Origin of the sequence: Streptomyces sp. NPDC088261, assembly GCF_044740805.1 — a bacterium.
Lineage (GTDB): Bacteria > Actinomycetota > Actinomycetes > Streptomycetales > Streptomycetaceae > Streptomyces.
The window spans coordinates 105,550-125,052 of the sequence record NZ_JBIURL010000009.1 but is presented as its reverse complement, the minus strand read 5'-3'; the positions used below and the strand labels follow the sequence as shown (position 1 = coordinate 125,052).

Annotated in this window: 18 protein-coding genes; 16 read left to right on the top strand and 2 right to left on the bottom strand. The window is 71.5% G+C overall.

Annotation, left to right across the window (positions count from 1 at the left end; genetic code table 11):
* Positions 1-33 precede the first annotated feature (33 nt).
* Positions 34-831, bottom strand: a complete 798-nt coding sequence (locus tag ACIODU_RS19225; protein WP_356424690.1) for a peptidylprolyl isomerase — start codon at positions 829-831, stop codon at positions 34-36.
* Positions 832-1,065: 234 nt separating this feature from the next.
* On the opposite strand from ACIODU_RS19225, the gene ACIODU_RS19220 reads away from it, so the two are divergent.
* The 4 genes from ACIODU_RS19220 to ACIODU_RS19205 all read left to right on the top strand — a co-directional run bounded on the left by ACIODU_RS19220 (position 1,066) and on the right by ACIODU_RS19205 (position 5,242).
* Positions 1,066-1,788, top strand: coding sequence for an MBL fold metallo-hydrolase (locus ACIODU_RS19220; RefSeq protein WP_401768925.1), 723 nt, complete (start codon positions 1,066-1,068; stop codon positions 1,786-1,788).
* A 13-nt stretch (positions 1,789-1,801) separates the two neighbouring features.
* Complete coding sequence (gene hisS, locus ACIODU_RS19215; protein WP_401768922.1) at positions 1,802-3,064, top strand: histidine--tRNA ligase; 1,263 nt, start codon at positions 1,802-1,804, stop codon at positions 3,062-3,064.
* A 111-nt stretch (positions 3,065-3,175) separates the two neighbouring features.
* Positions 3,176-3,814: a vitamin K epoxide reductase family protein gene (locus ACIODU_RS19210; protein ID WP_401768920.1), complete on the top strand. Its 639-nt coding sequence runs from the start codon at positions 3,176-3,178 to the stop codon at positions 3,812-3,814.
* Between the two features lie 72 nt (positions 3,815-3,886).
* On the top strand, positions 3,887-5,242 hold the full coding sequence (locus tag ACIODU_RS19205; RefSeq protein ID WP_356424678.1) for a replication-associated recombination protein A: 1,356 nt from the start codon (positions 3,887-3,889) through the stop codon (positions 5,240-5,242).
* A 21-nt stretch (positions 5,243-5,263) separates the two neighbouring features.
* Here ACIODU_RS19205 and ACIODU_RS19200 read toward each other — a convergent pair whose 3' ends face one another.
* Positions 5,264-5,974 carry a DUF2470 domain-containing protein gene (locus ACIODU_RS19200; protein ID WP_401768917.1) on the bottom strand — a complete coding sequence of 237 codons (711 nt, stop codon included), beginning with the start codon at positions 5,972-5,974 and terminating at the stop codon, positions 5,264-5,266.
* 182 nt (positions 5,975-6,156) lie between these two features.
* Between ACIODU_RS19200 and rpsD the strand changes: the two genes are divergently transcribed.
* From rpsD to ACIODU_RS19140, 12 genes are all read left to right on the top strand, one after another.
* Positions 6,157-6,771 carry a 30S ribosomal protein S4 gene (gene rpsD / locus ACIODU_RS19195; RefSeq protein ID WP_161311511.1) on the top strand — a complete coding sequence of 205 codons (615 nt, stop codon included), beginning with the start codon at positions 6,157-6,159 and terminating at the stop codon, positions 6,769-6,771.
* A gap of 213 nt (positions 6,772-6,984) precedes the next feature.
* Positions 6,985-7,428 carry a DUF948 domain-containing protein gene (locus tag ACIODU_RS19190; protein ID WP_401768914.1) on the top strand — a complete coding sequence of 148 codons (444 nt, stop codon included), beginning with the start codon at positions 6,985-6,987 and terminating at the stop codon, positions 7,426-7,428.
* A 7-nt stretch (positions 7,429-7,435) separates the two neighbouring features.
* Positions 7,436-7,792: a hypothetical protein gene (locus ACIODU_RS19185; RefSeq protein WP_401768912.1), complete on the top strand. Its 357-nt coding sequence runs from the start codon at positions 7,436-7,438 to the stop codon at positions 7,790-7,792.
* On the top strand, positions 7,792-10,461 hold the full coding sequence (gene alaS / locus ACIODU_RS19180; protein ID WP_401768909.1) for an alanine--tRNA ligase: 2,670 nt from the start codon (positions 7,792-7,794) through the stop codon (positions 10,459-10,461). Before ACIODU_RS19185 ends, alaS begins: the two co-directional genes overlap by 1 nt.
* A 42-nt stretch (positions 10,462-10,503) precedes the next feature.
* Complete coding sequence (gene ruvX, locus ACIODU_RS19175; protein WP_401768906.1) at positions 10,504-10,968, top strand: Holliday junction resolvase RuvX; 465 nt, start codon at positions 10,504-10,506, stop codon at positions 10,966-10,968.
* A gap of 121 nt (positions 10,969-11,089) precedes the next feature.
* On the top strand, positions 11,090-12,988 hold the full coding sequence (mltG, locus tag ACIODU_RS19170) for an endolytic transglycosylase MltG (RefSeq protein ID WP_401768903.1): 1,899 nt from the start codon (positions 11,090-11,092) through the stop codon (positions 12,986-12,988).
* Positions 12,969-13,814, top strand: coding sequence for a shikimate dehydrogenase (locus tag ACIODU_RS19165; protein ID WP_401768900.1), 846 nt, complete (start codon positions 12,969-12,971; stop codon positions 13,812-13,814). Before mltG ends, ACIODU_RS19165 begins: the two co-directional genes overlap by 20 nt.
* A 173-nt stretch (positions 13,815-13,987) precedes the next feature.
* Positions 13,988-15,172 (top strand): chorismate synthase, encoded by a 1,185-nt coding sequence (gene aroC / locus ACIODU_RS19160; protein WP_401768897.1) that lies wholly within the window; start codon positions 13,988-13,990, stop codon positions 15,170-15,172.
* The gene (locus ACIODU_RS19155) at positions 15,169-15,726 is read left to right on the top strand and encodes a shikimate kinase (RefSeq protein WP_356424651.1); all 558 of its coding nucleotides are present in this window, start codon (positions 15,169-15,171) and stop codon (positions 15,724-15,726) included. The genes aroC and ACIODU_RS19155 overlap by 4 nt, the downstream gene beginning before the upstream one ends.
* A complete protein-coding gene (aroB, locus tag ACIODU_RS19150; protein ID WP_356424648.1) occupies positions 15,723-16,817 on the top strand; it encodes a 3-dehydroquinate synthase in 1,095 nt (364 codons plus the stop codon). The genes ACIODU_RS19155 and aroB overlap by 4 nt, the downstream gene beginning before the upstream one ends.
* Positions 16,814-17,254, top strand: coding sequence for a type II 3-dehydroquinate dehydratase (gene aroQ, locus ACIODU_RS19145; protein WP_401768893.1), 441 nt, complete (start codon positions 16,814-16,816; stop codon positions 17,252-17,254). The genes aroB and aroQ overlap by 4 nt, the downstream gene beginning before the upstream one ends.
* Positions 17,255-17,653: 399 nt before the next feature.
* On the top strand, positions 17,654-18,595 hold the full coding sequence (locus tag ACIODU_RS19140) for an AAA family ATPase (RefSeq protein ID WP_401769158.1): 942 nt from the start codon (positions 17,654-17,656) through the stop codon (positions 18,593-18,595).
* Positions 18,596-19,503: the final 908 nt, after the last annotated feature.

Below are 19,503 nucleotides of genomic sequence, written 5' to 3'. Positions count from 1 at the left end.
CTGTCCGCACTCCGCACGGCCGAATTCAGAGGGTCACGTCTTGTCGACCGTGCCCTTCTCGATGGTGACGGCCTTCTTGGGGGCGCCGTCGCCCGTGGCACCGTCCACACCGGCCTTGGCCACGGCATCCACGACCTTCAGGCTGTCCGCGTCCATCGTGCCGAACGGGGTGTACGTGGGGGGCAGTTTGGTGTCCTTGTACACGAGGAAGAACTGGCTGCCGCCGGTGTGCGGCTGGCCGGTATTGGCCATCGCGACCGTCCCGGCCTTGTACGTCACCGCGCCGTCGGCGGCCGGCTTGCCCAGGGACTTGAGGTTCTCGTCCGGGATCGTGTAGCCGGGGCCGCCCGTGCCGTCGCCCTTGGGGTCGCCGCACTGGAGCACGAAAATACCCTGGGTGGTCAGACGGTGGCACTTCGTGTTGTCGAAGTACTTCTTGTCCGCGAGGGACTTGAACGAGTTCACGGTGCTCGGCGTCTTCGCGGCGTCCATCGCGATGGCGATGTCCCCCACGTTCGTCTTGAGCGACATCGTGTACTTGGCCGTCTTGTCGATCGTGATCTTCGGCTCGGGGGAGGCGGCCTCGCTCGGCTCGGGCGACGCGGGGGGAGAGGTCGCCGGGGCCGCGGCGTCGCTCTTGCCGTCCTTGTCGCCGTCGCTCAGACCTGCCACGGCGTACGCGACGCCACCGGCGGCCACCACGACGGCCAGCACGGACGCGATGATGACATTGCGCCGCCTGGCCTTCTGACGGGCCTCCACCCTGCGCTGCTGCTGCCGCTCGAACTTCTCCCGGGCGAGCTGCCGCCGCCGCTGATCGGTCCCTGCCACCGGGTCTTCTCCTCGTTCGTCGTGATGCTGGGTCGTGAAGCTGGGTCGTGGTGCTGAGGGCCCCTGGCCCTGGCCCCGTACGGTATATGGGTTAGCTGTGGAATGAGCAGCGCCGGTAGGCTCTGATGCACCGCATCGCCGCACCTGAAGCGCCGCGGCGCCGTTTCCCGGGGTCCACATCGGGGATTCGGGGACATCGGTGACATCTCGCCCCCTCGACATCTAAGGACGATCGTGCTCATTGCCGGGTTCCCCGCCGGGGCCTGGGGGACCAACTGCTATCTGGTCGCCCCCGCCGCGGGCGAGGAGTGCGTGATCATCGACCCCGGCCACCAGGCCACCGAGGGCGTCGCGGACACCGTACGGAAGCACGGGCTCAAGCCCGTCGCCGTCCTCCTCAGCCACGGCCACCTCGACCACGTCGCCTCGGTCGTCCCCGTCTGCGGCGCGCACGACGTGCCCGCGTGGATCCACCCCGCCGACCGGTACATGATGAGCGACCCGGAGAAGGGCCTCGGCCGCGCGGTCGGTACGCCGCTGATGGACGGGATCACGGTCGGCGAGCCGTCCGACGTGCGGGTGCTGGCCGACGGCGCCGTGCTGCGCCTGGCGGGCCTGGACCTCACCGTCGCGCACGCGCCCGGCCATACGAAGGGGTCGGTGACCTTCGGGCTGCCCGAGGCCGCCGGCGGGGACGACATCCCGCCGGTCCTGTTCTCGGGCGATCTGCTGTTCGCCGGCTCCGTCGGACGCACCGACCTGCCCGGCGGCGACCACGCCGAGATGCTCGAATCGCTGGCCCGCGTGTGCCTGCCGCTCGACGACTCGACCGTGGTGCTCTCGGGCCACGGCCCCCAGACGACCATCGGCCGGGAGCGCGCCACCAACCCGTATCTGCGGGAGGTGGCCGCCGGCCTCGGACGCGGCCGGGAAGCCGCTCCGCGACGAGGAATGTGAAACAGCGAACCCCATGAGCACCTTCCAGGCCCCCAAGGGGACCTACGACCTTCTCCCCCCGGTCTCCGCGGTCTACCTCGCCGTCCGGGACGCGATCTCCGCCCCGCTGCGCACCTCGGGCTACGGCTATGCCGAGACCCCGGGCTTCGAGGACGTCGAGCTCTTCGCGCGCGGTGTCGGTGAGTCCACCGACATCGTCACGAAGGAGATGTACACCCTCACCACCAAGGGCGGTTCCGAGCTGGCGCTGCGCCCCGAGGGCACCGCCTCGGTGCTGCGCGCCGCGCTGGAGGCCAACCTCCACAAGGCCGGGAACCTGCCCGTCAAGCTCTGGTACTCCGGCTCGTACTACCGCTACGAGCGCCCCCAGAAGGGCCGTTACCGCCACTTCTCGCAGGTCGGGGCCGAGGCCATCGGCACCGAGGACCCCGCGCTCGACGCGGAGTTGATCATCCTGGCCGACCAGGCGTACCGCTCGCTGGGCCTGCGGGAATTCCGCATCCTCCTCAACTCCCTGGGCGACAAGGAGTGCAGGCCGGTCTACCGCGAAGCCCTCCAGGGCTTCCTGCGCGGGCTCGACCTGGACGAGGAGACGCGCCGCCGCATCGACATCAACCCGCTGCGCGTTCTCGACGACAAGCGCGCCGAGGTACGGAAGCAGCTCGCCGGCGCCCCGCTGCTGCGGGACTACCTGTGCGACGCCTGCCGGGCGTACCACGAAGAGGTCCGTGAGCTGCTGGCCTCGGCGGGGGTCGCGTACGAGGACGACGACCGGCTCGTCCGGGGGCTCGACTACTACACCCGTACGACCTTCGAGTTCGTCCACGACGGGCTCGGCGCGCAGTCCGCGGTGGGCGGTGGCGGCCGGTACGACGGGCTGTCCGAGATGATCGGCGGGCCCGCGCTGCCGTCCGTCGGCTGGGCGCTCGGCGTGGACCGTACGGTGCTGGCGCTGGAGGCGGAGGGCATCACGCTCGCCCTGCCCGCCCCGGTGACCGTGTACGCGGTCGCCCTGGGGGACGAGGCGCGGCGCCTGCTCTTCGCGGTGGTCACGGACCTGCGCAAGGCCGGGATCGCCGCGGACTTCTCGTACGGCGAGCGGGGCCTCAAGGGCCACATGAAGAACGCCAACCGGTCGGGCGCGCGGTTCACGATCGTCGCCGGGGAGCGCGATCTCGCCGAGGGGGTCGCCCAGCTCAAGGACATGGAGTCCGGCGAGCAGGTTCCGGTCGCCGTCGACGCCCTGGTGGCGGAGATCGGGAGCCGGCTCGGCTGAGCCCCCGTACCGGGGTCCTTATCTCCACCGAACGGTGGAGATGAGGGCACGTACGGCACAATGGGCCTGCCCACCCCACAGGCCCAGGCCACACAGCGACGGATCACAGACATGACCAGTGCAACGCTCGACGACGTCTCCTCGGACCGCGAGGAAGGCGGCGGCGCCCCCGGCGCGGTCGGTGCCGGCCGGGCGTTCGCGGTGATGCTGGTGATCACCGGTGCGATGGGGCTGCTGGCGGCGTGGGTGATCACGCTGGACAAGTTCAAGCTGCTGGAGGACCCGAATTTCACCCCGGGGTGCAGTCTGAATCCGGTGGTGTCGTGCGGGAACATCATGAAGAGCGCGCAGGCCTCGGCGTTCGGGTTCCCGAATCCGATGCTGGGGCTGGCGGCCTATCCCGTGGTGATGGGGATCGGTCTGGCGCTGCTGGCCGGGGCGCGCTACCGCCGGTGGTTCTGGCTGGGCCTCAACGCGGGCACGCTCTTCGGGGTCGGATTCTGCACCTGGCTCCAGTACGAGTCGCTCTACCGGATCAACTCGCTGTGCCTGTGGTGCTGCCTGGCCTGGGTCGGCACGATCGTCATGTTCTGGTACGTGACCTCCCGCAACCTCCGCCGCGGGATCATCCCCGCGCCCGCCGGGCTGCGGAGCCTGCTGAGCGAGTTCACGTGGGTCCTGCCCGCCCTGCACATCGGACTCATCGGGGTGCTGATCCTGATCCGCTGGTGGGACTTCTGGACCGGCTGACCCGGCCGTCGCGCGCCCCGGCCGGACGGCTGGACCGGCCGGACTGTCAGTGGGCTGGCATAGGCTTCACACGTGGAGCCAGACCTCTTTACCGCAGCCGCCGAAGAGCGCCAGGAGAAGGACCCGTCCAGCAGTCCCCTGGCCGTCCGGATGCGTCCGCGCGTCGTGGACGAGGTGGTGGGGCAGCGGCATCTGCTCAAGCCCGGGTCCCCGCTGCGCCGGCTGGTCGGTGAGGGCAGCGGCGGCCCCGCGGGCCCCTCGTCCGTGATCCTCTGGGGACCTCCGGGCACCGGCAAGACGACCCTGGCGTACGTGGTCTCCAAGGCGACGAACAAACGCTTCGTGGAGCTCTCCGCGATCACCGCGGGCGTGAAGGAGGTACGGGCCGTCATCGACGGCGCCCGCCGCGCCTCCGGCGGCTTCGGCAAGGACACCGTCCTCTTCCTCGACGAGATCCACCGGTTCAGCAAGGCCCAGCAGGACTCCCTGCTGCCCGCCGTGGAGAACCGCTGGGTGACGCTCATCGCCGCGACCACCGAGAATCCGTACTTCTCGATCATCTCCCCGCTGCTCTCCCGCTCCCTCCTGCTGACGCTGGAGCCGCTCACCGACGACGACCTGACCAGCCTGCTGCGCCGGGCCCTGACGGAGGAGCGGGGCCTCGGGGGCGCCGTCACCCTCCCCGGCGACTCCGAGGCGCACCTGCTCCGGATCGCGGGCGGGGACGCGCGGCGCGCGCTGACCGCGCTGGAGGCGGCGGCCGGTGCCGCGCTCGCCAAGGGCGAGAAGGAGATCTCGCTCCAGACGGTCGAGGAGACGGTCGACCGCGCGGCGGTGATGTACGACCGGGACGGCGACCAGCACTACGACGTCGCGAGCGCGCTGATCAAGTCGATCCGGGGCTCGGACGTGGACGCGGCGCTGCACTACCTGGCGCGGATGATCGACGCGGGGGAGGACCCCCGGTTCATCGCCCGCCGCCTCATGATCTCGGCGAGCGAGGACATCGGCCTCGCGGACCCCGCCGCCCTGCCGCTGGCGGTCGCCGCCGCCCAGGCCGTCGCCATGATCGGCTTCCCGGAGGCCGCGCTCACCCTCAGCCACGCCACGATCGCCCTGGCCCTGGCCCCGAAGTCGAACGCGGCGACGCTGGCGATCGGGGGCGCCCTGGAAGACGTACGGAAGGGACTGACCGGCCAGATCCCGCCGCACCTGCGGGACGGCCACTACAAGGGCGCGGCCAAGCTCGGCCACGCCCAGGGGTACGTGTACCCGCACGACGTACCGGGCGGGATCGCCGCCCAGCAGTACGCGCCGGAGTCGGTGGCGGGCCGGCAGTACTACGAACCGACGCGGTACGGCGCGGAGGCGCGCTACGCGGACGTGGTCGACAAGGTCCGCGAGCGGCTGCGGGGGGACGGCTCCTGAACGAGCCCCCTCTCAGTCGCCTCAGTCGCCGGCCGGCGACGGGGACACCGCGTCGAACAGCGTGTGCATCGCCCGCCGCAGCCCGCCGACGTCCTTCACCGGCTCGGGGAAGTCGAAGCGGGCGTCGAAGCACTGGACCCCGGTGAAGCGCACCCGCAGCCCGAACCGGTCGAGCGCGACCGGCACGGCCGCCGTCCCCGCGCCCGGAGGACCCCCGGCCCGCACGCCGAGCAGCCCGCGCAGCGCACGGACCTCCGCGCCGTGGGCCGCGTGCAGGTGCTGGAGCAGCTCGGCCTCGTGCTCCACCAGCGGATCGGCGGTGGCCGCCACGAAGTCCTCGGCCTCCACGCTCTCCGCGCCCCAGAGGTCGTCCACGCACGCCTCCCCGACCTCCAGCCGCAGGATCACCCGCCCGGGCTCCGCCTCCCGGTCCGGTACGCGCGTCAGCCAGCCGGAGAGCCAGGCCCGCCCCCGGATCCGGTGGGGTACGGAGACCGGCGCCACGTCCGTGATCTCCAGCACCGCGGTCAGCTCGTCGTCCTGCGCGTGGGTGGCCGCCCGCGCCGCCGGGGACTCCGGGGAGAAGACCATGAGCACCTCGCCGTCGCTCCCGACGGTCCGCGCGTCGGGCATCAGCTGGTACGGCACGGCCCCGTCCAGACCGGGAATGACCAGTACCGCCGAGCATGTACTCTGTACGAGAGTTCGTGTGCGTTCGGCTGCTGACGGCATCCGATCGGTTTCAAGCCCGCTGGGACGCGGCTGACCATGAGCTGATCGGACCTCCGTCGAATCGACCCCCTCCTGCGGGCTGTCGAGGCTGTCTGTGATGCGCGTGGTGTTCCCAGGGCGAGACATGCGATCTCCTTTGAGTAAGGTGAGCCTAACCTAACCTACATGGAGGTCTGGAGAACGTGCCTAACCAGTCGCGTCCCAAGGTCAAGAAGTCACGCGCGCTCGGTATCGCGCTGACGCCGAAGGCGGTCAAGTACTTCGAGGCCCGCCCCTACCCGCCGGGCGAGCACGGCCGCGGACGCAAGCAGAACTCGGACTACAAGGTTCGTCTGCTGGAGAAGCAGCGCCTGCGCGCCCAGTACGACATCAGCGAGCGCCAGATGGCCCGCGCCTACGACCGCGCCAAGAAGGCCGAAGGCAAGACGGGCGAAGCGCTCGTCGTCGAGCTGGAGCGCCGCCTCGACGCCCTGGTCCTGCGTTCGGGCATCGCCCGCACCATCTACCAGGCCCGTCAGATGGTCGTCCACGGCCACATCGAGGTCAACGGCGGCAAGGTCGACAAGCCGTCCTTCCGCGTCCGTCCCGACGACGTCGTGATGGTCCGCGAGCGCAGCCGCGAGAAGGTCCCCTTCCAGGTCGCGCGCGAAGGTGGCTACGACACCGACGGCGAGACCCCGCGCTACCTCCAGGTCAACCTGAAGGCGCTGGCGTTCCGCCTGGACCGTGACCCGCAGCGCAAGGAGATCCCGGTCATCTGCGACGAGCAGCTGGTCGTCGAGTACTACGCCCGCTGATCAGGCGTACCTCCACAGCGTTCCGGCCCGTCTCCTCCCCGCCGTCACCGGTGCGGAGGAGGCGGGTTTCCGCGTTTGCGCCGGGCCGTAATGCGGTACGGGCCCCGACCCGCGGCGCGATAGGGTCGTACCTCGTCGGCGGAGCGGCGAAGACACCTTCGCCGGAGCGGGCAACCAAGCGATTCGACCGAACAAGCAGGGGAGCGGTGCAGCGTGACCGGTGGAGAAGTTGCCGGGATCCTCGTGGCCGTGTTCTGGGCGATTCTGGTCTCCTTCCTCGCCGTGGTGCTGGTGAGGCTGGCCCAGACGCTCAAGGCGGCCACCAGACTCGTCGCGGACGTGACCGAGCAGGCCGTACCGCTGCTCGCCGACGCCTCGGCGACCGTACGCTCCGCACAGACCCAGCTCGACCGCGTCGACGCCATCGCGACCGACGTCCAGGAAGTCACCTCCAACGCCTCCGCGCTGTCCTCGACGGTCGCCTCGACCTTCGGCGGCCCCCTCGTCAAGGTCGCGGCCTTCGGCTACGGCGTACGACAGGCGTTGAGCCGCAAGGGCGCCCCGGCCCCCGGGAGCGCCGCCCCCGAGCGCGGAACGCGCCGCACGGTCGTGGGCCGTACGGTGCCGGCCGCCCGGCGCAGGAACAAGAAGGGCTGAGGCAGCGATGTTCCGCCGTACGTTCTGGTTCACCGCGGGTGCGGCGGCCGGCGTGTGGGCGACCACCAAGGTCAACCGCAAGCTCCGGCAGCTCACCCCCGAGTCCCTCGCCGCGCAGGCCGCGAACAAGGCGATCGACGCCGGTCACAAGCTCAAGGACTTCGCCCTCGACGTGCGGACCGGAATGGTCCGCCGCGAGGCCGAACTGGGCGAGGCGCTCGGCCTGGAGGCGCCGGTGAACCCGGCGCTCCCCGCGCCCGGGCGCGTCACGGCGATCGAGTACACCGAGTACACCGACAGGACCGGCGCCCCGCGCCCCCGTACGAACCCCTACAACCCGCACAACCGGAATGAGGACCACTGATGGAGTCGGCCGAAATCCGCCGTCGCTGGCTGAGCTTCTTCGAGGAGCGCGGTCACACCGTTGTCCCTTCGGCGTCGCTCATCGCGGACGACCCGACTCTCCTGCTGGTCCCGGCGGGCATGGTGCCCTTCAAGCCGTACTTCCTGGGCGAGGTCAAGCCGCCGTTCCCGCGCGCCACCAGCGTGCAGAAGTGCGTCCGTACCCCGGACATCGAAGAGGTCGGCAAGACCACCCGCCACGGCACCTTCTTCCAGATGTGCGGCAACTTCTCCTTCGGCGACTACTTCAAGGAAGGCGCCGTCAAGCTCGCCTGGGAGCTGCTCACCACCTCCCTGGCCGACGGCGGCTTCGGCCTGGACCCGGACAGGCTCTGGGTCACGGTGTACGAGGAGGACGACGAGGCCGAGCGCATCTGGCGTGACGTCGTCGGGTTCCCCGCCGAGCGCATCCAGCGTCTCGGCAAGAAGGAGAACTACTGGTCGATGGGCGTGCCCGGCCCCTGCGGCCCCTGCTCGGAGATCATGTACGACCGGGGCCCCGACTTCGGCGTCGAGGGCGGCCCCGCCGTCAACGACGAGCGCTACGTGGAGATCTGGAACCTGGTCTTCATGCAGTACGAGCGCGGCGAGGGGACCGGCAAGGAAGACTTCGAGATCCTCGGCGACCTGCCCTCGCAGAACATCGACACCGGTCTCGGCCTCGAACGCCTCGCCATGATCCTCCAGGGCGTACAGAACATGTACGAGACCGACACCCTGCGCGTCGTCATGGACAAGGCCACCGAGCTGACCGGCGTGCGCTACGGCGCCGAGCACGGCTCGGACGTCTCGCTGCGCGTGGTCGCCGACCACATGCGCACCTCCGCCATGCTCATCGGCGACGGCGTCACCCCCGGCAACGAGGGTCGCGGCTACGTGCTGCGCCGCATCATGCGCCGCGCCATCCGCAACATGCGCCTCCTCGGCGCCACCCAGCCGGTCGTCGCCGAGCTGATCGACGTGGTCATCAGGACCATGGGCGAGCAGTACCCGGAGCTGGAGACCGACCGCAAGCGCATCGAGACCGTCGCCCTCGCCGAGGAGGCCGCCTTCCTCAAGGCCCTCAAGGGCGGGACGAACATCCTCGACACCGCCGTCACCGAGACCAAGGCCGCCGGCGGCCGGGTGCTCTCCGGCGACCGGGCCTTCCTGCTCCACGACACCTGGGGCTTCCCCATCGACCTCACCCTGGAGATGGCCGCGGAACAGGGCCTCTCCGTGGACGAGGACGGCTTCCGCCGGCTCATGAAGGAGCAGCGCGAGCGCGCCAAGGCCGACGCCAAGGCCAAGAAGTCCGGCCACGCCGACCTCTCGGCCTACCGCGCCGTGGCCGACCACAGCGGTTCCACCGAGTTCACCGGCTACACCTCCAACGAGAACGAGTCGACCATCGTCGGCCTCCTCGTGGACGGGGTGTCGTCGCCGGCCGCCACCGAGGGTGACGAGGTCGAAGTCGTCCTCGACCGCACGCCGTTCTACGCCGAGGGCGGCGGCCAGCTCGCCGACCAGGGCCGGATCCGGCTCGACACCGGCGCCGTCATCCAGGTCCGCGACGTCCAGCAGCCCGTGCCCGGGGTCTCCGTGCACAAGGGCGTCGTCCAGGTCGGCGAGGTGACCGTCGGCGCCCCCGTCCAGGCCGCCATCGACCTCAACCGCCGCCGGGCCATCGCCCGCGCCCACAGCGCCACCCACCTGACGCACCAGGCCCTGCGCGACGCCCTCGGCCCCACGGCCGCCCAGGCCGGCTCCGAGAACTCCCCGGGCCGCTTCCGCTTCGACTTCGGCTCGCCCGCCGCCGTACCGGGCACGGTCCTCACCGACGTCGAGCAGAAGATCAACGAAGTGCTCGCCCGTGAACTGGACGTCCAGGCCGAGGTCATGTCCATCGACGAGGCCAAGAAGCAGGGCGCCATCGCCGAGTTCGGCGAGAAGTACGGCGAGCGCGTCCGCGTGGTGACGATCGGCGACTTCTCCAAGGAGCTGTGCGGCGGTACGCACGTCAGGAACACCGCCCAGCTCGGGCTGGTGAAGCTGCTCGGCGAGTCCTCCATCGGCTCCGGCGTACGGCGGATCGAGGCCCTGGTCGGCGTGGACGCGTACAACTTCCTCGCCAAGGAGCACACCGTCGTCGCCCAGCTCCAGGAGCTGGTCAAGGGCCGCTCCGAGGAGCTGCCCGAGAAGATCTCCGGGATGCTCTCCAAGCTGCGGGACGCCGAGAAGGAGATCGAGAGGTTCCGCGCCGAGAAGGTGCTGGCCGCTGCCGGCGGCCTCGCCGACAGCGCCAAGGACGTGCGCGGTACGGCCCTGGTGACCGGCCAGGTCCCCGACGGCACGTCGGCCGACGACCTGCGCAAGCTGGTCCTCGACGTGCGCGGCCGGATGCCCGGTGACCGGCCGGTGGTCGTCGCCCTGTTCACCACGTCCGGCGGCCGTCCCGTGACGGTCATCGCCACCAACGAGGCCGCCCGGGAGCGCGGCCTCAAGGCCGGTGAGCTGGTGCGTACCGCCGCCAAGACCCTCGGTGGCGGAGGCGGCGGCAAGCCGGATGTCGCCCAGGGCGGCGGGCAGAACCCGGAGGCCATCGGGGACGCCGTGGCCGCCGTCGAGCGCCTTGTCGCCGAGACGGCCTGACGCCCCCGTGGACGCCCCCGTACCTGCCGTGGAACGGCTCGCATGAGACGCGGACGCAGGCTCGCGATCGACGTCGGGGACGCCCGGATCGGGGTCGCCTCGTGCGACCCCGACGGGATCATCGCGACGCCGGTGGAGACCGTGCCGGGACGTGACGTCCCGGCCGCCCACCGGCGGCTGCGGCAGCTCGTCGAGGAGTACGAACCGATCGAGGTCGTGATCGGCCTGCCCCGGTCCCTCAACGGCGCCGAGGGGCCTGCCGCGGCGAAGGTACGTACGTTCGCACAGGAGGTCGCGCGGGGCGTCGCACCCGTGCCGGTACGACTGGTGGACGAGCGGATGAGCACGGTGACCGCCAGTCAGGGGTTGCGTGCTTCCGGCGTGAAGTCAAAGAAGGGCCGCTCCGTCATCGACCAGGTGGCGGCGGTTGTCATCCTTCAGAGTGCCCTGGAGACCGAGCGAGGCTCCGGCGAAGCCCCGGGCGAGGGCGTCGAAGTGGTCATCTGATCGCGGTACGGTAACGTTCCGCGCGATGCGGCGGTGTTCGAACAGCTGCCGCACAGCAAGAGGCGAAACGGACGCCGTACCGCTGGTGCCACGGCCGCCGCCTCGCGGCTCTAGGGGATCGATGACTGACTATGGCCGGGGCCCCGGCTCCGAACCGTGGCACCCCGAAGATCCCCTGTACGGGGATCAGGGGTGGGGAGCGCCGCAGGCGGCGGACGGCCAGGGCGTTCCCTACGGCGAGCAGCCGCAGCACCCTCAGCAGCAGTATCCGCAGCAGGGGTACGACGCCGGTCAGGCCGGTCAGGATCCGTACCAGCAGCAGCAACAGCAGCAGTACCCGCAGCAGTCGTACGACGGCGGGCAGCAGTACGACGCGCGGCAGCAGTACGCGGATCCCCAGCCGTACCAGCAGAATCCGCAGCAGTACCAGGACCCGCAGCAGTACCAGGGGCAGCAGCAGTACCAGCAGCAGCCGCAGGGATACGGCGGGCAGCAGGTGCCGCACCAGCAGCAGTACCACCCCGGTAACGGAGCCTGGGACCCCCAGCAGCAGGCCGCGATGGTGTACGGCGGGAATCCGTCCGACCCCTACGCGGCCCAGCACCAGGGCGGTTACCCGGAGGGCCAGGACTACTACGGCGCCCAGGACGCGTACCCGCAGTCCAGGCCGCAGCAGCCCCAGCCCCAGCAGCCGCAGCAGCCGCAGGCACCGGCCCCCGCCGCGGCGGCGGCTCCGGCCGCACCGGCGGTTCCGGAGAACGAGTGGGACGCTCAGCGGCCCCCGGAGACCCACCCCTTCTTCACGGGCGACGACGACGCGTCCGGCACCCGGGACCCCCGGAACGACGACGAGGACGACGACGGGCACGACGACGGACACGACGACGAGGACGACGGCCGGGACAGCCGTGACCGTCGTGGCAAGTCGGCGAAAAAGAAGAAGAAGGGCGGCAACGGCCGCGCCTGCCTCGTCCTCGCCGTGGTGCTCGTGGGCGGCGTCGGCGGGATCGGCTATGTCGGCTACACCTTCTACCAGGACCGCTTCGGCCCGCCGCCGGACTTCACGGGTACCGGCACCACCGAGGTACAGGTGGAGATCCCGCCGGACTCCGGGGGGTACGCGATCGCGGCGATCCTGGTGAAGAACGGCGTGATCAAGAGCGAGGGCGCCTTTGTCGAGGCGCAGAAGAACAACCCGAAGGGCAATCTCGTCCAGGCGGGCGTCTTCACGCTCCGGAAGGGAATGTCGGGCGAGAACGCCGTCAAGGCGATGCTCGACCCGGCCAGTCACAACGCGCTGGTCATTCCCGAGGGCAAGCGCAACGCCGAGATCTACAAGATGATCGACGACAGGCTCAAACTCGACAAGGGAACCACCGCCGCCGTCGCGAAGAAGCAGCTCAACAGTCTCGGTCTGCCGGACTGGGCACAGGGCCACAAGAACCTCAAGGACCCGCTGGAAGGTTTCCTCTATCCGGCGAGCTATCCGGTCGCCAAGGGCATGAAACCGGAATCCGTCCTCAAGAAGATGGTGTCCCGGGCGAACGCCGAATACGGCAAACTCGACCTGGAGGCCAACGCCAAGAAGTTCAAGGTCGACGGCCCGTGGGAGATGATCACCGTCGCCAGCCTCGTGCAGGTCGAGGGCAAGACCCACGACGACTTCCGGAAGATGGCCGAGGTGGTCTACAACCGTCTCAAGCCCACCAACACGGAGACCAACCAGAAACTCCAGTTCGACTCGTCCTTCAATTACCTCCAGGGCGAGAGCAACATCAATATCAGCGAGTCCGAGATCAACAGCAATCAGGACCCGTACAACACCTATACGCAGCGGGGTCTCCCGCCGGGACCCATCAGCAACCCGGGCGCCGAGGCACTGGCGGCGGCGCTCGATCCGACCTCGGACGGCTGGCTGTACTTCGTGGCGACCGACGGGGTGCACAAGACCGAATTCGCCAAGACGTACGAGGAGTTCCAGAAACTCAAGGACAAATTCAATGCCAAGCAGGGAAACTAGTCCGGGGATCCGCCGGGCGGCCGTCCTGGGGTCGCCCATCGCGCACTCCCTGTCGCCCGTCCTGCACCGCGCGGCCTACGGCGAACTCGGCCTGACCACGTGGTCGTACGACCGGTTCGAGGTCACCGAGACGGGGCTCGCCGACTTCCTCGGCGGGCTCGACCCGTCCTGGGCCGGGCTGTCACTGACCATGCCGCTCAAACGGGCGGTCATCCCGCTCCTGGACGGCATCACCGACACGGCGGCCTCCGTGGAGGCGGTCAACACCGTGATCCTCGGCGCCGACGGCCGGCGTACCGGCGACAACACCGACATCCCGGGGATGATCGCCGCCCTGCGCGAGCGGGGCGTGACCACGGTGGAGTCCGCCGCGATCCTCGGCGCGGGCGCCACCGCGTCGTCCGCGCTCGCCGCGCTCGCCCGGATCTGCACGGGCCCGGTCACCGCCTACGTACGGGGGGAGACCCGCGCCGCCGAGATGCGCGGCTGGGGAGCCCGCCTCGGCGTCGAGTTCCGTACGGCGGACTGGGCGGACGCGGCCGGGGCGCTCGACGCCCCGCTGGTCGTCGCCACCACCCCGGCCGGCGCCTCCGACGCGCTCGCCGGACAGGTCCCCGACCACCCCGGCACCCTCTTCGACGTCCTGTACGACCCCTGGCCCACCGCCCTCGCCGCCGCGTGGTCCGCGCGGGGCGGCCAGGTGGTCGGCGGGCTCGACCTGCTCGTCCACCAGGCCGTCCTCCAGGTCGAGATGATGACGGGCCGCGCCCCCGCGCCGCTGCCGGTGATGCGTAAGGCGGGCGAACAGGCACTCGCCGCCCGCTGACGCCTGTCCGGCCGGCCCCTGGCCACGGATCCGGCCGGATCAAGCCGCCTCTGTCCGTTTTCTGGACCGGCGGGCGGTCCGCGCCCGCGATCGTGGGAGGATCGGAGACGGCGGGCCAGGGCCGCGCACCCGGTGGCGCCGATGCAGTTCCGGGCGCGAGTAGAGGAGCACCGTTGAGCAGGTTGCGCTGGCTGACCGCGGGGGAGTCGCACGGCCCCGCCCTGGTGGCGACGCTGGAGGGTCTTCCCGCCGGTGTGCCCATCACCACGGAGATGGTGGCGGACCACCTCGCCCGGCGGCGCCTCGGCTACGGTCGCGGCGCGCGGATGAAGTTCGAGCGTGACGAGATCACCTTCCTCGGCGGCGTACGGCACGGCCTGACCATGGGATCGCCCGTCGCGATCATGGTCGGCAACACCGAGTGGCCCAAGTGGGAGCAGGTCATGTCGGCCGATCCGGTCGACCCCGAGGTGCTGGCGGGACTGGCCCGCAACGAACCCCTCACCCGCCCCCGCCCCGGTCACGCCGACCTCGCGGGCATGCAGAAGTACGGCGTCGCGGACGCCCGGCCCATCCTGGAGCGCGCCAGCGCCCGGGAGACCGCCGCCAGGGTCGCGCTCGGCGCCGTCGCCCGCTCCTACCTCAAGGAGACGGCCGGCATCGAGATCGTCTCGCACGTCGTGGAGCTGGCCTCGGCCAAGGCGCCCTACGGCGTCTACCCGAAGCCCTCCGACGTCGAGCGGCTCGACGCCGACCCGGTGCGCTGCCTCGACGCGGACGCGAGCAAGGCGATGGTCGCGGAGATCGACCAGGCCCACAAGGACGGCGACACCCTCGGCGGCGTGGTCGAGGTGCTGGCGTACGGCGTGCCCGTCGGGCTCGGCTCGCACGTCCACTGGGACCGCAGGCTCGACGCCCGGCTCGCCGCCGCGCTGATGGGCATCCAGGCGATCAAGGGCGTCGAGGTCGGCGACGGCTTCGGGCTGGCCCGGGTCCCGGGCTCCCAGGCGCACGACGAGATCGTGGCCACCGAGGACGGCGTCCGGCGCTCCTCGGGCCGGTCCGGCGGTACGGAAGGCGGCCTGACGACCGGCGAACTGCTGCGCGTACGGGCCGCGATGAAGCCCATCGCCACCGTGCCGCGCGCGCTGGCCACCGTCGACGTCGTGACGGGGGAGACGGCCAAGGCCCACCACCAGCGCTCCGACGTGTGTGCCGTGCCGGCCGCCGGGATCGTCGCGGAGGCCATGGTCGCGCTCACGCTCGCGGACGCCGTCGCGGAGAAGTTCGGCGGCGACAGCGTGCCGGAGACCCGCCGCAACGTGGAGTCGTACCTGAAGAACCTGGTGATCCGATGACCGGCCCGGTGGTGGTGCTCGTCGGGCCCATGGGGGTCGGCAAGTCGACCGTCGGCGAGCTGCTCGCCGAACGCCTGGGCACCCACTACCGCGACACGGACGCCGACATCGTCGCCGCCGAGGGCAGGACGGTCGCGGACATCTTCGTGGACGACGGCGAGCCGCGCTTCCGTGAGCTGGAGCGCGAGGCGGTACGGCTCGCGGTCGCCGAGCACGACGGCGTCCTGGCACTCGGCGGCGGGGCGGTCCTCGACGCGGCCACCCGCGACCTGCTCGCCGGACTGCCCGTCGTCTACCTGACGATGGAGGTCGGCGAGGCCATCAAGCGCGTCGGGCTGAACACCGCCCGCCCCCTGCTCGCCATCAACCCGCGCCAGCAGTGGAAGCAGCTGATGGAGGCCCGCAGGCACCACTACACGGACGTCGCGCGGGTGGTGGTCGCGACCGACGACCGCACCCCGGACGAGGTCGCGGAAGCCGTCCTCGACGCGCTGGAGCTCAAGCATTCCCCCGGGACGGCCCCCCGGACCCCCGGCAAGGAGAAGCTCGTATGACAGACCAGGAGTCCACCCGCGTCCAGGTCGGCGGCAGCGCGGGCCACGCGCCGTACGAGGTGCTGGTCGGCCGGCGGCTGCTCGGTGAACTGCCCGCGCTCATCGGCCCCCAGGCCCGGCGCGTCGCCGTCATCCACCCCGAGGCGCTGGCCGAGACCGGCGAGACACTGCGCCAGGACCTCACGGACCAGGGGTACGACGTCGTCGCCGTGCAGGTGCCGAACGCCGAGGAGGCCAAGACCGCCGAGGTCGCGGCGTACTGCTGGAAGGCGCTCGGGCAGACCGGCTTCACCCGTACCGACGTGATCATCGGCGTCGGCGGTGGCGCCACGACCGACCTGGCGGGCTTCGTCGCCGCCACCTGGCTGCGCGGCGTGCGCTGGATCGCCCTGCCGACGACCGTGCTGGCCATGGTCGACGCGGCCGTCGGCGGCAAGACCGGCATCAACACCGCCGAGGGAAAGAACCTGGTCGGGGCCTTCCACCCGCCCGCCGGAGTGCTCTGCGACCTCGCCGCGCTGGACTCGCTGGGTGTGCACGACTACGTCAGCGGCATGGCCGAGATCATCAAGGCCGGCTTCATCGCCGACCCCGCGATCCTCGACCTGGTCGAGGCCGACCCGCAGGGCGCCCGTACGCCTGCCGGACCGCACACCGCCGAGCTGATCGAGCGCTCGATCCGCGTCAAGGCCGAGGTCGTCTCCAACGACCTCAAGGAGTCCGGGCTGCGCGAGATCCTCAACTACGGCCACACGCTGGCCCACGCCATCGAGAAGAACGAGCGGTACAAGTGGCGGCACGGCGCCGCCGTCTCCGTCGGCATGGTCTTCGCCGCCGAACTGGGCCGCCTGGCCGGGCGGTTGGACGACGCGACGGCCGACCGGCACCGCGCCGTCCTGGAGTCCGTCGGGCTGCCGCTCACGTACCGCGCCGACCAGTGGCCCAAGCTGCTGGAGAACATGAGGATCGACAAGAAGTCGCGGGGGAACCTGCTGCGGTTCATCGTGCTCGACGGGCTCGCCAAGCCGACCGTCCTGGAGGGCCCCGACCCCGCCGTCCTGCTCGCCGCGTACGGCGAGGTGTCGGCGTGAGCCGGCCGGTCCTGGTCCTCAACGGCCCGAACCTGGGGCGGCTGGGCTCACGGGAGCCCGACGTGTACGGGTCGACGTCCTACGCCGGTCTGGTGGAGGTCTGCCAGGCACTCGGCAAGGAGCTGGGCCTCGACGTGGACGTCCGCGAGACGAACGACGAGGGCGAGCTGATCCGCTGGCTCCACGAGGCCGCCGACGGCTCGATCCCGGTCGTGCTCAACCCCGGGGCGTTCACGCACTACTCGTACGCCATGCGGGACGCGGCGGCGCAGCGCACCGCGCCGCTCGTCGAGGTGCACCTCTCGAATCCGTACGCACGCGAGGAGTTCCGCCACACGTCGGTGGTCGCGGCGGTCGCCAGCGGTACGGTCGCGGGCTTCGGGATCGGCTCGTACCGGCTGGCACTGCGGGCGCTGGCCGACGAACTGACCGGCTGACAGACCGGGCACTCACGTGCGCCCCCGGCCGTTCCCCGGGGGACGGCCGGGGGCGGTACCGTGTCGCAGCGCGGGAACCACGCGACCGGGGCCCGGCGTCAGACGCACCAGCCAGTCGTACGAACCGGCCGGTCAACGGGTCGGCCGGACGAGTCGAGTCAGTCGCACGAGACGGAGTGGCACCGGATGCAGCACGCAGTGGGGGCTCCGCTGCCGCCTCACCAGGGGTCGGCGCACGACGGTTGGACGCGGCAGGCGCCTCCGCGGGGCGCGCAGGGGGCGCCGCCCGGCGGGCAGGCACCTCCATCCGGCGGGCAGGGGCACCCCCCCACCCCGGGCTGGCACCCACCGCAGGGCCCGCCGGCGCCACCACTCGGCCCGCCGTCGGGGCCGCCGGGACTGTCCGGGCCGCCGCAGGGCACCTCCCAGGGTCCGCCTCGGCCCCCCCAGCCCCCGCAGGGTCCGCCGTCGGGGCCGCCCGGGCCGCCGCAGGGCGCGTCCCAGGGGCCGCAGCCCGGGCTGCCGCAGGGCACGTCCCAAGGCCCGCCCCGGCCCCCGCAGCCCCCGCAAGGTCTTCCGCCGCACCACCCCCAGGACCGCCTGTACCGTCCGCCACCCCCCGGTGCCGTGCCGCCGCTGGGTCATGCGCCCCGGCAAGCGCCCGTCCCGCCGCCCGGCCGTCCCTCGGCGCCGGCGCCCTCCGACGTCACCGGGCACGTCCAGCTGCCGCCCGGCGGCCCCGTGCCCATCCCCGCGCCGCTGCCCGGCGACAGCGGTACGGGCGTGGCGACGCTTGCCGTGCTGCTCATCGGCCCGGCCGGCGCGGGCAAGACGACGGTCGCGCGCCACTGGGCCCAGAGCCGCCGGGTGCCCACGGCGCACATCAGCCTCGACGACGTCCGCGAGTGGGTCTGCTCCGGCTTCGCCGACCCGCAGTCCGGGTGGAACGACCACTCCGAGGCGCAGTACCGCCTGGCCCGCCGCACCTGCGGCTTCGCCGCGCGCAACTTCCTCGCCAACGGGATCTCCTGCATCCTCGACGACGCGGTCTTCCCCGACCGCCCGGTCGTCGGCCTGGGCGGCTGGAAGCGCCATGTCGGCCCCGGCCTGTTGCCGGTGGTCCTGCTGCCGGGGCTGGAGATCGTCCTGGAACGCAACGCGGAACGCACGGGCAACCGCCGGCTCGCGGACGAGGAGGTGGCCGGGATCCATGGCCGGATGGCCGGCTGGTACGGGTCGGGGCTGCCGATCATCGACAACTCCAAGTACGACGTGGAAACGACCGCGCGGGTCCTGGACGACGTCTTGGCGCGCGCGCTGGCGAGCCCACCGAGCTGGTAGCGCGGCTGCCTGTCGGCGGTGGGCGCGGCGTCTCGCTTGTCCTCGCGCTGGACGGGCGTCTGCGCCCCGGTGGTGGGCGCGGCTTCCTTCTTCGTCCTCAATCGCCGGACGGGCTTGTTTGTGCGTCTGCCCGGGGCGCGGGCGCGGCTTACCGATGTCCTCAATCGCCGGACGGGCTGGGTTTGTCGTGGTGGCGGGGGGCGGGGCCTCCGGAGGCACGTATGTCCGGACTGCATGTTTTACGTCGCGTGCGACCGGTCGTATTGATTGACGATCGCCATGCGACACAAAACACGCTTTACGTCCGGACACACGCACCTCCTCCGACCCCACCCCCCTCACGCCGCCGGGAACAGTGAACGACCCCGCCCGCCCCGGGGGTGGTTGTGGCCCGGCACGCGGGCGCGGCTTACTGATGTCCTCAAACGCCGGACGGGCTGGATGGTGCCCCCGCGCGGTGCGCCGGTGCGGGTCAAAGATGTCCTCAATCGCCGGACGGGCTGGGGGTGCGGCCGGACGGGCTGGAGAGGGGCGTCCGGGCGGGCTGGGGTGCGTCGGGACGGGCTGGAGGCGTCTCCGGGTTGCGGGCCCGGGTTGCCCCCGGGTGCGGGGCACCGGTTGCTCCCAGGCCCGACGGGCCGTCGGTTGTCTTGACGCGGGCCTGGAAGGGGGACGGGCAGGGGTCGTGTCCGGAACGTAAAGCGTGTTTTGTGTCGCATGGCTACCGTTACGCAAAACGAGGGCGCGCACGCGACGTAAAACATGCAGTGCAGGACATGGCCCCTGACCGGCCCCCGGCAACCGGCCCGCGGACAAAGCCCCGGCCCGCAGCGGGCACCATCAAGCCCGTCCGGCGATTGAGGACAAGCAGGAAGCCGCGCCGCCCACCAGGGCGCAGGCGCCCGTCC